The sequence below is a fragment of the Labedaea rhizosphaerae genome (assembly GCF_004362825.1).
GTDB lineage: Bacteria > Actinomycetota > Actinomycetes > Mycobacteriales > Pseudonocardiaceae > Labedaea > Labedaea rhizosphaerae.
Map to the genome: position 1 here is coordinate 192,012 of NZ_SNXZ01000009.1, position 15,565 is coordinate 207,576.

A 15,565-nucleotide genomic window follows, 5' to 3' on the forward strand; every position below is an offset into this window, starting at 1 on the left:
GTGCCCCTGTCGCGCCTGCCGGGCGTCGCGAACGCAACCCGGCTGCAGATCACGGCGAGGATCAAGGAGTGGCGGGCCCGCCTCGGCGACTATGTGGCACCCGTTCCGGTCTCGCGGCAGGTGCCCACGCCTACGGACGCCGCCGAGCTGCTCTTGCGTACCGTCGCCAACCGGCGATCGCCCTCGCGTGGCGGGATCGTGTGCCTGATCCTGGGCATCAGTAGGCAGCTGGACGCCTTCGCGACACACGCCGACCTAGCGGCCAACCTTGATGATCCGGTGACCCCGGCCCGCGCGTCTCAGCTGCTCGGCAAACTGCAGGAGCTCTGGGCAGCGGACGACAACGCCCGAACCCTGCTCGACCGGCTCGCGGACGCCGTCAGCGAGCGCCTGACCGAGCTCGGCGCAGTGGCGACGGTAGGTGAGTTGACCGCGGTGGTGCTCGCAGCTCTCTCCACCGAGGCTCACCCCGACGAACGGCGGGCCCGTGGGCTGCTGCGCTTCGCCCTGGAGCGCCGCAAGGCGATGAACAGAGCAGACGGGTCGCGGGAGCCGGTGTGGCTGCGCCGCCGCGACCGCGTCGTGACCCTGCTGGCGGAGGATCAGGCCCTGTTTGACGTCGCCGAGTCCTTGGCGGCGGAGGCCGACCAGATCGTCGCGACGGCCGGAGATCCGGAGCGCGTCGTGATCCCCGCCAGCCGGGTTCGGGCTCAGCTGGCGGACGCCGTTCCCGGTGGGGTCGCCCTGCCCACAGCGCTGACCGAGTCGCAGCGCCGGGTCACCCTTGCGGCGGCGACCTCGGCGCACGCGGCAGCTTCCGGCGCAGGTGAGCTGCACCACCGCGACTTGGCCCCGGTCGCGGCACTGGAGCTCACGTTCGCGGGTTTCGGCGGCCAGCAGCTGGCCCCGGAGGAGATCCGCGAACGGGTGCGCGTACGGTTCCCGGCCACGCCGGAGCTGCCGCGGCGGCCGGCGCTCGACGACCTCGTCGCCGCTGCCGGATTGGGCTTGACGTTCGACGACCGGCTGAGGGTGTACCGGGCGACCGAGGCCGGGGGCCGGACGACAGGCTTGGAGTCACGGCGTCCGACGGCGCTGGGCGTGGCCACATCGCCAGTCGGCAGCACCGGGGCGCTCGGGGCACGGCTGGAACAGTCCCTGGCGAGCCGCTCATTCCTCGCGCTAGGGGTCCGCGCGGACCGGATGCCACGGTTCATCGCCGCCGCCCAGGACCGCTATTGCGCGACCGTCGTTGACCTGACCGGGGCACTGCTCGACACCTTGAGGGCGGCCTCGGCAGCGGTCGGGCTGCCCTGGGAGCTGGTTCGTACCGCGGACGCCGAGGGCGAGGCCAGCCGGGGTCAGCGCGGGTTGCAGGAGCTGGTCCGCCGGGCCTGGCCGAAGGTCGAGGACGCCGTCGAGCAGGCCCTCGCGGACGGTGAGGTCGGCGCGCCCGTCGTGCTCACGGACGCCGCACCACTGGCCAGATACGACAACGTCGGGCTGCTGGCCCGCTGGACCGACCTCGCCGCGTCCCGCCGCCGCGCGGTCTGGCTCGTCGTGCCTCAACTCGGCGGCAACCGCGGAGCAATGCTCGACGGGCGGCCCGTGCCGCTCGCGGCACCCAATCAGTTCGTAGCGCTCGACATCGACTGGATTGACAGCGTGGCCGCCATGGATGCTGCCGCGCAGACCTCGCCAAAGGAGTCCTGAGGGTGGCTATCTCGCCTGGTCTCACCGCCACGCTCAAGAAGGTCGTCCTCGACCTGGAGAACGACCTCCGTGACCGCGTCGAGTCGCCGGATCCCGTAGTACGTGACGTGGGCGTTCGCGAAAAATGGCGGCGCGAGCATCACGCCGCGGTGGATCGCGAGCGGACCGCGATGTCGTGGCAGGAATGGCGCGATGACCGGATCACTCAGGCGGCCGTGGCGTGGGCGCTGACCACGGTGTTCGTGCGCTTCTGCGAGGACAACCGACTGCTCGAGCCGGTGTGGATCGCAGGTCCGGCCGACCGTCGGCAGGAGGCCCTGGACGCCGAACTCGCCTTTGGTCGTGCCAACCCCGAGAGCACGGACCGGGAGTGGCTGCTACAGGCGGTCAAGTACCTGCGCGAGACTAAGGCGACCACGGATCTCGTCGAGTCGCATTCCGCGCTCTGGACAGTGTCGCCCTCCGGCCAAGCGGCTAAGCGTCTCATCGCGTTCTGGCGCGAGCGGACAACTGCAGATGACACGTCGCTCATATGGGACTTCACCGACCCAGACCTGTCGACCCGCTTTCTCGGCGACCTCTATCAGGACTTGTCGGACTATGCGAAGAAGACATTCGCATTGCTACAGACCCCGGAGTTCGTTGAGGAGTTCATCCTCGACCAAACACTGGAGCCAGCCCTCAAGGAGCGGCCGCTGGAGGGCTTCCGACTCATTGATCCAACCTGCGGGTCGGGACACTTCCTGCTCGGCGCTTTCGCGCGACTCAACGAACGCTGGGTCTCGCACGCTCCGGGGCTGGAGGCCCGGGCCAGAGTACAGAAAGCCATCGACGCCATCCACGGCGTCGACCTCAATCCGTTTGCGGTGGCGACCGCCCGGTTCCGCCTCATGGTCGCAGCCATGCGGGCCTGCGGGGAGACCTCCCTGGAGCGCGCACCCGCGTTCCAGTTCCGCATCACCGCAGGTGACTCGCTGTTGCACGGCTCAGCCCAGCGTGAGCTGGAACTCGGGCTGCAGGACGTCGACACCACGCTGAGCGGATTCGCGTACGCTTCGGAAGATCTCGAGGCGCTGCGGACGATCCTCGCGCCCGGGCGGTACGACGTCGTCGTCGGCAACCCGCCGTACATCACCGTCAAAGACAAGAACCTCAACGCCGCCTATCGAAGCCGCTACGCGACATGCAAGGGGACGTACGCGCTGACGGTCCCGTTCATGGAACGATTCTTCCAGCTCGCTAAACCTGTGACAGGTGACCACCCCGCGGGATGGATGGGGCAGATCACGTCGAACTCGTTCATGAAACGGGAGTTCGGGTCGCGGCTCATCGAGGAGTTCCTGAGCAAGCAAGACCTCCGCCTCGTCGTCGACACCTCGGGCGCCTTCATTCCGGGACACGGAACTCCGACGTTGATCCTCGTCGGCTGCTCCCAGGCGCCGAGCAGTGACACGGTCAAGGCGGTCCTCGGTGTTCGCGGAGAGCCCGGTCAGCCAGACGATCCGGCGAAGGGGCTCGTCTGGACGTCGATCGTTGAGCACATTGATTGCAACGACTTCGACAACAGTTACGTGTCCGTCACCAATTTGTCGCGCAAGACGTTGGCCGCCCATCCCTGGAGTCTCTCCGGCGGTAGTGCATCCGCCCTGCTATCAATGCTGAACGGTAAGCCGATGGGTCTTGGAATCCACAGTATCGGTCGTACGACGGTGGTGGGTGAGGATGATGCTTGGTTCACTTCTTGGAGCCGTGCGCGCAGGCTAGACCTGCAAGAGCATGTTCGACAGGTGGTGATCGGTGAAAATGTTCGCGACTACGGCCTGCGAGGGCTAGCGCACATTTGGTGGCCTTATCGCGATGTATTTCTGCCGTCATGGGTCCCGGAAGGGCATCCGCTCGTCCATGTGATTCTGTGGCCGTTTCGGAGCATTCTGGCTAACCGGGTCATCTTTGGCCAAACTCTTCTTGAGCGGAAGAGACCCTGGTATGATCACCTCGAATGTTATACATCGAAGATGAAAACAGATTTTTCGATAACATTTGGTGAAGTGGCCACGCATAATCATTTTGTGCTAGATAGGGGCGGGAAGGTATTCAAGCAGACGGCTCCGGTCGTCAAGCTGCCGGAGGGCGCGTCGGAAGACGACCACCTTGCACTCCTCGGCGTGCTAAACTCGTCGACGGCTTGCTTCTGGTTGAAGCAGAACTGCCACAATAAGTCGGGTAGTGGCATCGGCCGCGGTATTCAGTCCGAAGCCTGGATGGACCGATATCAGTTCAACGGTGCGACGGTGGCGGACTTCCCACTACCAACGAGTCTGCCGATGGAGCGGGCACGGTCGCTGGACGGGACTGCTAGTGAGGCTGCGGCACACTTCGAGTCCATAACTTCCGCGGAGGCACCCGCGCCGACTGGCGCGGTCCTCGAGATAGTACGGGCCGACGGCCAGTACGCCCGCGAGCGGATGATCGCCGAGCAGGAGGAACTGGACTGGGACGTCTATCGGCTGTACGGGCTGATCGAGGAGGACCTAACGTACGAGAAGGATGGGCTACCGGGCATGTGCCTGGGCGAGCGGGCTTTCGAGATCGCCCTCGCGCGCAAGGTCGTGGCAGGCGAGGAGACGACCGCCTGGTTCGCGAGGCACAGGTCGACACAGATCACCGAGATCCCCGCGCATTGGCCTCAGGCCTACCGTGACCTCGTGCAGCGGCGTCTTGATCTAATCGAATCTAATAAGTTCATCAACCTGCTCGAAAGGCCAGAATACAAACGACGGTGGGCTACCGAACCGTGGGAAAAGAGGGTCGACAAGGCGCTGCGCGGTTGGCTCCTCGACCGGCTCGAAGACCGAGCGTACTGGTTCGATGCACAGGGACGGCCGGTCAGTCGGTCGGTCGCGCAATTCGCCGACGACGTCAGCAGGGACGCTGATCTGTTGTCGGTGCTCGAGCTTTGGTCTGGGCGTAAGGACCGGTCGGCGACCCAGCAGCTCGCCGACCTACTGGCGGACGAAGGCGTGCCGTTCCTGTCCGCCTACCGACTCAAGGAGTCCGGGCAGCGCAAGCGCGAGGCGTGGGAGGTTACATGGGACTTGCAGCGCCGCGAGGACTGTGGCGAGAACGTCGGCACGATCCCGGTACCACCCAAGTACACATCGACGGACTTCCGCCGACAGTCGTGGTGGCAGCATCGCGGCAAACTCGACGTCCCGAAGGAACGGTTCATCCTCTACCCAGAGGCCAGCCGTGAGACCGACTCCACGCAACTGCTCGGCTGGGCCGGCTGGGACCACGCCCAGCAGGCGCTTGCCCTCGCGGCCGTCATCGCCGAGCGGGAGTCCGAGGGCTGGTCCGACGAGCGGCTGGTGCCGCTCGTCGCTGGGCTGGCAGAGCTGCAACCGTGGGTGCGCCAGTGGCACAACCAGACCGATCCCATCTACCAGATCAACCTTGCCGACTACCTCGATGAGGAGCTGCGCGGCCGAGCCCACCAAGTGGGCATGACCCTCGACCAGCTCAAGGCCTGGGCACCGAAACCCGCCACCCGCGGCCGCAAGGCGAAGGTCTGATCCCGTGCGCTCGACCATGACAACGTTCCACGACGAGGAGACGGCGTGAGCACCCTGCTCCGAGACGTCATCGACATCCCCGAGCACTGGGGCGCGAACGACTACGTCCTGCGCCTCACCGACTCCGTCGGTAAGGAGGCTGCCCGCCGCACGCTCGACGAGTACGTGGTCACGGACGCCCTCGCCGGGGCGTTCGACACCGCGCTCGGCCTGGTCGCGGAGGGCATCGACTCCGGGACAAGTCGCGGCGCGTTCCTGACCGGGTCGTTCGGTTCCGGTAAGTCGCACTTCATGGCAGTGCTGCACGCACTCCTGCGTCACGAGCCGGTGGCACGGGCCAAGCCGGAGCTGCAGCCCGTCGTCGCGAAGCATGATCCGTCCCTGGGCGAACGGAAGATCCTCCCGCTCGCGTTCCACCTGCTCGACGCCAAGAGCCTTGAGCAGGCCCTGTTCGACGGGTATGTCCGCCAGGTGGCGGCGCTGCACCCGGAGGCCGGGCTGCCGGCGGTCCACCGATCGGAAGGGCTGCTGCAGGATGCGGAGCGGCTGCGAGAACGGCTCGGCGATGAACAATTCTTCGCCGGGCTCAATGGTGACGGGGATGCCTGGTCGGCCGTCCTCGAAGGCGGTATCTGGGACGTGGACCGCTACCGGCAGGCTCTGGCGGCCAACCGGACCGCTGACGTTCGGCTTCAACTCGTCTCCGCTCTCGTTGAGACCTACTTCGGGTCCTACGCGCAACAGGCCGAGTACGTCGACCTCGACACCGGGCTTGCGGCGATCGCTAGCCATGCCAAGAGGCTCAACTACGACGCGGTGGTCTTGTTTCTTGACGAGCTCGTGCTGTGGCTGGCGTTCTCGGTGCAGAATCGGGAGTTCTTCGCCCGCGAATCACAGAAGATCACCAAGCTCGTCGAGTCGGCGATCGGCGGGCGGTCTATCCCGCTGATCTCGTTCGTCGCCCGGCAGATCGACCTTCGGCGCTGGTTTGCCGATGCCGGAGCAAGCGGCGCGGAGCAGGAAGCGCTCGATCGCGCGTTCCGCCACCAGCAGGGCCGGTTCGGGGTCATTCCACTCGGTGATGACAATCTGCCCTACGTCGCGCACCGGCGGCTGTTGCAGCCGAAGGACGATCAGGCTCGCGCCACGCTGGAGGCGGCGTTCCGAGCGATCGACCGCCGCCCCGCGGTTTGGGACGTGCTCCTGGACGGCATCAACACCGACGAGCGGCATAGAGGCTCGGACGAACAGGCGTTCCGACTCACTTACCCGTTCTCCCCAGCGCTGGTGTCCACGCTGCGCAGCCTGGCCAGCGTCATGCAGCGGGAGCGGACCGCGCTGAAGGTCATGCAGCGGATGCTCGTCGACCGTCGCGGCACCCTGACGACCGACGAGATCATCCCCGTAGGGGACTCCTTCGATCTCGTCGTCCAAGGCGACAGCGGCCAGGCCCTGGACGCCGAAGCGGCTGCCTTGTTCCGCTCGGCGAACAAGCTCTACACCGACAAGGTGCGCCCTCTGCTGCTGAGCATTCACAGCTTGGACGAGCGGACGACGCGTGAAGAACCGGAGAAGATCCCGGCCGGGTTCCGTACCGACGACCGGCTCGCCAAGACCCTCCTACTGTCGGCGGTCGCCCCGAAGGTTCCTGCCCTGATGGCGCTGACGGCATCGAGACTGGCGTCGCTGAACCACGGGTCGATCGTGTCGCCGCTGCCGGGCGGTGAGGCGAGTGTCGTCCTGTCCAAAGTGCGTACCTGGGCTCGCGACGTTCCGGAGATCCACCTCGACGGCGAGGACCGCAACCCGACGATCCGGGTCCAGCTCTCCGACGTCGACTACGAGTCCATCGTCGAGCGGGCCAACGGCGAGGACAACGAAGGCCGCCGCCGCGAACTGCTCAAGGACCTGGTCAGCGAGAGCCTGGGCATCGCCCTGGACAAGCAAGACCTGCAGGGCGCCTACCCGCACGACATCATCTGGCGCGGCTCGCGGCGGCGAATCGACGTCATCTTCGGTAACGTCCGCGACCGGACCTGGCTGTCCGACGACCACTTCAAGGCCGCCCCGGACACCTGGCGGATCGTCGTCGACCACCCGTTCGACGACCCTGGCCACTCTGTGGCCGAAGACTTGCAGCGCCTTGACGAGATGGTGGCCCGCGGCGTGCAGGAGCGCACGATCGTGTGGCTGCCGCGGTTCCTGTCCGACGACAAGATCCGCGAGCTGCGCCGCCTGGTCATCCTGAACTGGTTGCTCGACGGGAACATCGAGCGCTGGCAAGGGGCGGCCGATCACCTGAACGAGACGGACCGGGCGCTGGCGCGCTCGATCCTGGAATCGCAGCGCAACACGCTTCGGCGCAGCCTGGAGGATGCTGTCCAGCAGGCCTACGGTGCCGCGTCCCCGCGGCCGGGTGTCCTGCTGGAGGACTCCTCGCAAGAGCGGACGCTGTTCTCCTTCGAACGGCGCTTCGCGCCCGCCAACCCGGTGGGCGCCACGCTCGGGCAGGCGTTCGAGAACCTGTTGAGCCATGCCTTTGAGGCCGTCTATCCTGCGCACCCGCACTTTGAGCCGGGGGAAATGGAGGTCAAAGTCCGCGACCTCAAGGTCGTGGCGGGGTACGTGGCTCGGTCCATCATGGACAGTGAGAAGCGCGTCGAGTTGCAGGCCGACGCAGCGACCGTTCGCCGGATCGCCGGCCCGCTCGGCGTCGGCAAGGCAACCGAGATGCACTACCTGCTCGGTGACGACCGGTTCACGCCCTGGGGCCAGGAGATCGAGCGTGCCCTCGGGCGCCGCGCTCAGGAGCAGGACGTGCCGGCCGATGGGCCGGTCACCGTGGCTGAGCTGCGCCGCTGGATCCGCGACGTCACCCCCGCCCACGGGCTGTGTGAAGAGGTCGCCGATCTGGTGATCATCACGTGGGCGGCGTTGCGGCAACGGGCGTGGTTCCAGCACGGCGGTGCGCTGCAGGCCGCGCCGGACCCAGGCTCGCTGGCGCCGTCGATGGAGCTGCGCATGCAGGAGCTTCCGTCGCCGGACGAGTGGCAGCACGCCCGCACCGTCGTCGGTGCCATGCTGGGTGTCACAGCAGCCGCGTACCTGACCGCGCCCGCCGTCGCCGACTTCGTCGGCCAGGTCACCGCGAAGGCTCGCGAGCTGGCCCAGGCTGCACCGGACCTAGTGGCGGCGCTGGAGTCGACGTATCGCGCCCTCGGGATCCAGGACGGCGACCGGCTGCGGACCGCTCGGGCCAGCGCCTCGCTCGTCCAGCGACTGCCGCACCTGACCGGCGTCAAGCTCGTGCAGACGGTGGCATCACCGGACCTGGCCGAGGCAACCCCGGCCGCCGCCGGGAAATCCCTGCTGTCGGCAGCTGCGGTGGTCGACGCGCTGAACCGGTTCCGCTGGCGGCGCCTCGATCCACTGAAGTCGGCGATGGACGGCGAGGGTAAGCGCGCGGCTGCGGCCGCCGCCGTCGTCAACGCCGTCCGCGATGCGCTGCAGCGGGACGAATTGGTCAACGGCATGGCGACAGCCTTGTCGGCCTGCGAGGACGGGATCTTCGCCTGGCTGGCTGATGCCACACCTTCTAGCCCACCGCCGATCCCGCCCCCGGCGCCCGGTCGTCGGTCAGGCGGCGCCACCCGTACCGGACCGGCGGACAACGGCGCGGTTCTTGCCGATCTCGGGAAGTTCCTCGACGACCACCCAGGCGACACGGTCGAGGTGGTCTGGCGGGTGGTGCCGTGACGGTCGCCACGAGCGTGACGTCGGTGAGCACCTCGATGGTGCTCGCGATCGTGGACGAGGCGCGCACGATGAAGTACCAGACGGGCGTGATCGGGCTGCGAGGCCTACCCGGCCGCACAGTCGCGATGGATGTTCCCCACGACGGCCGGACCGTGCGGGTGAGACCGGCCGAGTCGGCCCTCGCCGTCCGGGAGGTGCTCTCCGAGCACCGGGAGGGCGACTGGCTCGTCGTCGTCACTGACCGGGACGACGACGACCTCGGCGCGGGGATCCTCGCCCACTTCGTCTGGCAGCGACTGCGCAGCCCGGACCCATGGGAGGCCGTCCGGCACCGGTTCTCCGCGACCGGCATCGACCCGGCGCTGACGTCGAGGGCGCATGATCGGGACCTGGCCGCCTCCATCGTCGCCGCGACACCAGCCGCCGGGTGGCCGGCGGCTCCCGCCGGGGTACTCACCCGCACCCACGCGCTAAGCGCCGTCGCGGCGACCCATCTCGGGTTCGACGGCGACACCGCCGACGTCCTCGGCGTCTTGCGTTGGTCGCTGGCAGCGCCAAGCATCGCCGCACTGGGCGAGCTGCGCCGCAGCATAGGCGACCTGCTGGCCGACAGCACCCTGGACTGGATCGCCGAGCGAGCGGGGACCGCAGCAGGCCCCATCCGTACGTTGTTGGCGAGCGGCGAGCTGGCCGACATCGTCCCGCTGGGCGTCGTGCTGCACCTGCTCACGACCAACGACCTGAGCGACGCGGAAATGGCCCACCAGGCACAACTAGTTCTCGTGCGGCTCGAAGGGCGTTGGGGTGACAGCGCCCCTACCCGGTCGGCGCTGACGGCCTTCGGCCAGGCCACGGGCGTGCTGCTGACCGACCTTGTCCACGACCGGCGCGCCGACGCCGACGTACGGCGAGCTCTCGACCGCGCCGACGTCCTCCTCACGCAGTTGCAAGCGACTTCACTGGCCCGGTACTCCGACCTCCTGGCCAGCGGGCTGCGGGCACGGTTCGCCGTCCTCGCCGACGCGGTACGACGCGCGGTCGGCCCCAATCGCACCGATACCGGCATCGAAGGTGTCGAGGCCGCATGGCGGGACATCTGCTCGCATCGGCTCGCAGAGCAGTCCCCGACGCGAGCACCCTTCGAGGCTGCCGTGCGGCTCGTACGCTGGCTCGCCGAGCCGGACACTTCCGGCAGCGCACCTCAGGGTGCCGCCCTGCTCGCATCGATGGCCCGGCAGTACCTGGAGTCGGCGTCCTGGGCGGACGCCGCCGTCAACGACGCCTTCGCCGGGGTCGACGACCCGCAGCTGTCGCCGGTACTGCAGGCCGTCGTGGCGGCGGCGCGGGAACGCCGTCGTCAGCAGGAACGCATGTTCGCAGCCGCCTTGGCCGCCGCCTCGCCCGCTGCTGCCGGCAACGGCGTTCCGAGCGACGCAGGCACCGTCTGGTACCTGGAGCGCCTTCTGCCGGGTGCGATCATCCCCCTGGCGAAGAAGGCGCCCGTGCTCTTGCTCGTTATGGATGGGATGAGCGCCGCCACCGCCACCGAGCTTCTCGCGGACGCCACTACCCGTCTCGGCTGGCTCGAGGCCGCATTGCCTGGAGCGGACGGAAGACACCGGGCGGCCGCGCTTTCGGTGCTGCCCTCTGTTACAGAGGTCAGTCGTGCGTCGCTGCTGTGCGGGCGACTGGCGCAAGGCCAGCAGACCATGGAGCAGAGCGGTTACGCCGAACTCACCGCTCAGGGCGGGAAGATCACCGCCAAGCTATTCCACAAGAAGTGCGTGGACACCACCGCTGCCGGTTGGTCAGTCAGCCACGACGTCGGAGATGCCCTCGACGACACAGACCTGCGGCTGGTGACCGTAGTCCTCAACACCATCGACGACGCCCTTGACCGTAGCGACCCGGCCGGCACGGTGTGGACCGCCGACGCCGTCAAGCACCTCGAGCCCTTGCTCGCCCGCGCCGCGTCAGCCGGCCGGACCGTCGTGATGACCGCCGATCACGGGCACGTCGTGGAACGGCGTGAAGGCACCCAGAAGTCGTATGCCCAGATCTCCAGCTCCCGGTCCCGCAGCGTCACTGGCACCCTCGACGAGGGCGAGGTGCAGGTCGCCGGACCCCGGGTCCTGGCCGAGGGCCATCGCGCCGTCCTCGCCGTCGACGACCGGCTGCGCTACGGCCCGCTCAAGGCCGGCTATCACGGTGGGGCGAGCGCGGCCGAGGTCGTCGTGCCGGTTGCGGTGCTCGTGCCCGATGAGTCGAGCAACCCTGCCGGGCTTGCGCTGCTACCGCCCCAGATGCCTGCCTGGTGGCTGACCTCGCAGCTCGTGAGCACCCCGCCGCCGGTCACGGTTGCCGTCTCGACGCCGCCGACGATGGCGCTGACGGTTCGGGACGACGGATCGACGCTGTTCGATCTGGAACCGGTCGGGCCCGCACCGGCAACCGCTCAGCGTGTCGAGGCCCGCGCTGCCACGGCATCGCTGGGCCGCGCCGTTGTCACCAGCCGCGTCTACAAGGGCCAGCGCAAGGTCGCCGGGAGGCTCATCGTCACCGACGACCAGGTAGCCCATCTCGTCGACGCGCTCGTGGTCACCCACGGCACGCGCCTGCTGCCGCCGTTGGCGGCGCAGGCACTCAGGGTGCCGCAGACCAGGCTCCGCGGGGCGCTGACGCAGGTGCAGCAGCTGCTCAACGTCGAGGGGTACGCCGTACTGGCCATCGAGGCCGCTACCGGTGTCGTTGTCCTCAGCCGTACGCTGCTCGAGGAACAGTTCGGAGTGCGCTCGTGACCGTCGACGTGTCCGCCCGGCGGCGCCGCGAAGTCATCGGCGCCTTGCGGCGCGGAACGGTACCGGAGAGCGGGCTGGATCTGCTCGCCGTCGGCCTGGACCGATTTGCTGCAGCCCTGGACGACGAGCTGGACACCGTGACGGCCGGTGGGGCCGTTTTCAAGGCGGTGCGCGGCGAGTACGGCGCCGGCAAGACGTTCTTCACCCGGCACCTGGCCGAGAGAGCCCTGCGGCGCGGATTCGCCGCCGCCGAAGTTCAGATCTCCGAGACCCAGACACCGCTGCACCGGCTGGAGACCGTTTATCGGCGCATCACCGAATCGATGAGGACCGCGTCGATCCCGCCGAGCGCATTTCGCGCCATTCTCGACTCGTGGCTGTTCACCCTGGAGTCCGACGCCCTCGACGCCGATCCCGCGTTGGAGTCCGCCGGCGATGTCGCGATCGCAGCCGCCGTGGACCGCCTCCTGGAGCAGCGGCTGACCCACGTCAGTACCCGGACACCAGTGTTCGCACAGGGGTTGCGGGGCTACCGGTCCGCGATCACGGCGTCGGACGGCGCGCTCGCCGATGGGCTGGCGGCGTGGATGGGCGGCCAGCCGCAGGTGGCGGCATCAGTGAAGCGCTCGGCCGGGATCCGTGGCGAGCTGGACCACTTCGGGGCGATGGCCTTTCTCCAAGGCCTGCTCACCGTGCTGCGCGATGCGGGGCATCCAGGACTGGTGCTTGTCCTCGACGAGGTCGAGACGCTGCAGCGGGTGCGAGGCGACGTGCGCGACAAGGCGTTCAACGCCCTCCGACAGCTGATCGACGAGGTGGATGCTGGGCGTTTCCCCGGGATGTACCTGCTGATTACCGGCACCCCCGCATTCTTCGACGGCCCGTCAGGGGTGCACCGGCTTGCCCCGCTAGCGCAACGCTTGGCCACCGATTTCGGCACCGACGCCAAGTTCGACAGCCCACGCGCGATACAGGTCCGGCTGCCTGGGTTCAACCGGGCATCGCTGGTGGCGCTCGGCGTCAAGGTGCGAGACCTGTACGCGGACGGGACCGCACAGAGTGCGCGGATCCGGCAGCGGGTGGACGACGGCTACATAGGTGACCTGGCCGACGCCGTGACGGGGTCGCTCGGCGGCCGAGTGGGGATCGCACCGCGGGTCTTCCTCAAGAAGATCGTCGCGGACGTCCTCGACCGGGTCGACCAGTTCGACGACTTCGACCCGCGACGCGACTACGCCCTGACCGTGACAGCGGGCGAACTCACCGAGGTCGAGCGAAACGCCTCAGCCGCCGCGGTCCATAGCCCCGTCCGCGCGGCAGACATCGAACTCGACCTGCCATGACACAGGCGGAACTGGACCGGCTCCACCCAGTGGTCGTTCACCACGTGGTGAACACGCTGGGCTGGCCGTCTCTGCGAGCTCTTCAGCACGACGCCATAGCACCTGTCCTCGATGGCTCCGACGCGCTCCTGCTCGCCCCCACCGCCGGGGGCAAGACCGAAGCCGCCTTCTTTCCGCTGCTGTCCGCAATGGAATCCGGCCAGTGGGCGGCCCCATCGGTGATTTACGTCTGTCCTCTGAAGGCCCTGCTCAACAACCTCGAACCACGCCTGAGCCAGTACACCGGCTGGCTGGGACGACGCTCGGCTGTCTGGCACGGCGACACCACAGCAGCGCAGCGGCAACGGATCCTGCGCGACCCGCCGGACGTATTGCTGACCACTCCTGAATCACTCGAGGCAATGCTGATAACCCTGAGAGTGGAGCACGGCCGGTTTTTCGCCCACTTGCGAGTCGTCGTTGTCGACGAGGTGCACGCCTTCGCGGGGGATGACCGTGGATGGCACTTGTTGGCCGTGCTGGAAAGGCTCACCCGTGTCGCCGGTCATCCCATCCAGCGGCTCGGTCTGTCCGCCACTGTCGGCAACCCGACGCAATTGCTAGCCTGGCTCCAAGGATCGGGCCGCGATACCCGTCGGGCCGTCGTCGTCGCCCCGGACCTCCCTTCCGACATGGTGCGGGCATCCGGCACCTCACCCCACGCGCACTCCCCGGGCGACGTCGAACTCGACTACGTCGGGTCGGTCGGCAACGCCGCTACCGTAATCTCGTCCTTGCACCGCGGCGAGAAGCGGCTGGTGTTCTGCGACTCCCGCAGGTTGGTCGAGGAGATCGGCGCGCAGCTTCGAGAACGAGGCGTCACCACATTCCTGTCCCATGCCTCCCTCTCGGCGGCGGAGCGGCGTAGGGCCGAGCAGGCGTTCGCCGAATCCCGCGACTGCGTCATTGTCTCGACGTCGACCCTGGAGCTCGGCATCGACGTCGGCGACCTCGACCGCGTGATCCAGATCAACTCACCCTCGACGGTGGCCGGGTTCCTCCAGCGGCTGGGGCGCACCGGACGACGCGCCGGCGCGATGCGCAACGCGCTGTTTCTCACCCTGAACCAGCACGAACTGCTGTGGGCGGCGGGACTGCTGCACCTGTGGGGCACGGGGTACGTCGAGCCCGTCGTCGCGCCGGCCGAGCCTCGTCACATCGTCGCCCAGCAGTTGCTTGCTCTGTGCCTGCAGGAACACCGGATCGGCGACCAGCTCTGGTCCGAGGCATGGAACGGCCTCGCGCCGTTCGACCACAGCGCCCAACCGATCCTGCGCCACCTCGTCGAGCGAGGTTTCATCGACGCCGACACCGGTCTGCTGTTCATCGGTCCCGAGGCTGAACAGCGTTTTGGGCACCGTCACTTCAGCGGCATGACCGCCGTGTTCACCGCCGCGTCGGAGTTCAGCGTTCTGCACGGGCGGGAAGACATCGGCCGCGCCGACCCTATGCTGCTCACTGAGAAGGTCGACGGCCCTCGGCTGATCCTGCTGGCCGGTCGAAGCTGGAAGGTCACCTGGATCGACTGGACTCGCCGCCGCTGCTTCGTCGAGCCAGCCGAACGAGGTGGCAAGGCACGCTGGATGGTCCCCGGCATCTCCGGAGCCAGCTATGCGCTCACCCGCGCCGCCCGCGACGTCGTGCTCGGCGCCGACCCGCTGGTAGCCCTGACCGACCGGGCACGCCGCGCTCTCTCCGACATCCGCGACGATCATCTGCCCGGCGTTCACTCCGCCGGAACGGTCATCACGCGCGACGGCGAGGACGTCCGGTGGTGGACCTGGGCGGGCTACCGGGCGAATGCCACCCTCTCCGCCACCCTGTCGGACATTACGGATGCCACACAACGCTTCGACGACACCGGTATCCGTCTGCGTGCCGACCTCACCCTGGACCTGTGGAAAGCCAGCACCTCTGATGCCGTCGACCGCCTGTGCCTGCCAGACGTCGACGAAAAAGCACTGGCCGGGCTGAAGTTCAACGAGGCGTTGCCCGAACGACTCGCTACCGCCACCCTCGCTGCACGTCTCGCCGACCTTGACCACGCCGCCGCGGTCTTGCAGGAACCGGTCCGCTTCTTCGGCTGATTGGCCGAAAGCCTCGTCGCCACCATGGCTGGTCGTGGTCCACAGTGTCAGCGCACTATGCCCACGACTTCGGACTGCGAGCACCGGAGCCTTATCAGCCCATTCGTCAACGGGTGAATAGTGTGCACGACCGGCCTCGGACACCGTGGGGGGTTCAAGTCCCTAGTGCTCTGTCCAGATAGGTTCGCCGGGTTGGTTAGGCGGCTGGGGTGAGGTGTTGCCCGCCCCAGCGGATGCCTTTCTCGCTGCGGACTCGT

Annotated in this window: 6 protein-coding genes; all 6 read left to right on the forward strand. The window is 67.9% G+C overall.

Translation table 11 applies throughout. The features are described from left to right. From EV186_RS35880 to EV186_RS35905, 6 genes are read left to right on the forward strand one after another with little or no spacing between them, the layout of a single operon-like run. Positions 1–1,713 carry a hypothetical protein gene (locus tag EV186_RS35880; protein ID WP_133853966.1) on the forward strand — a complete coding sequence of 571 codons (1,713 nt, stop codon included), beginning with the start codon at positions 1–3 and terminating at the stop codon, positions 1,711–1,713. A 2-nt stretch (positions 1,714–1,715) separates the two neighbouring features. Further along, on the forward strand, positions 1,716–5,285 hold the full coding sequence (gene pglX, locus EV186_RS35885) for a BREX-2 system adenine-specific DNA-methyltransferase PglX (RefSeq protein ID WP_243754497.1): 3,570 nt from the start codon (positions 1,716–1,718) through the stop codon (positions 5,283–5,285). A 45-nt stretch (positions 5,286–5,330) separates the two neighbouring features. Then, entirely contained in the window at positions 5,331–9,041 is a 3,711-nt protein-coding gene (locus tag EV186_RS35890) for a BREX-2 system ATPase PglY family protein (RefSeq protein WP_133853968.1), read from the forward strand. Beyond that, complete coding sequence (gene pglZ, locus EV186_RS35895) at positions 9,038–11,839, forward strand: BREX-2 system phosphatase PglZ (RefSeq protein ID WP_133853969.1); 2,802 nt, start codon at positions 9,038–9,040, stop codon at positions 11,837–11,839. Before EV186_RS35890 ends, pglZ begins: the two co-directional genes overlap by 4 nt. After that, positions 11,836–13,182, forward strand: coding sequence for a BREX system ATP-binding protein BrxD (gene brxD, locus EV186_RS35900; protein ID WP_133853970.1), 1,347 nt, complete (start codon positions 11,836–11,838; stop codon positions 13,180–13,182). The genes pglZ and brxD overlap by 4 nt, the downstream gene beginning before the upstream one ends. Further along, positions 13,179–15,308 (forward strand): DEAD/DEAH box helicase, encoded by a 2,130-nt coding sequence (locus EV186_RS35905; protein WP_133853971.1) that lies wholly within the window; start codon positions 13,179–13,181, stop codon positions 15,306–15,308. The genes brxD and EV186_RS35905 overlap by 4 nt, the downstream gene beginning before the upstream one ends. Positions 15,309–15,565: the final 257 nt, after the last annotated feature.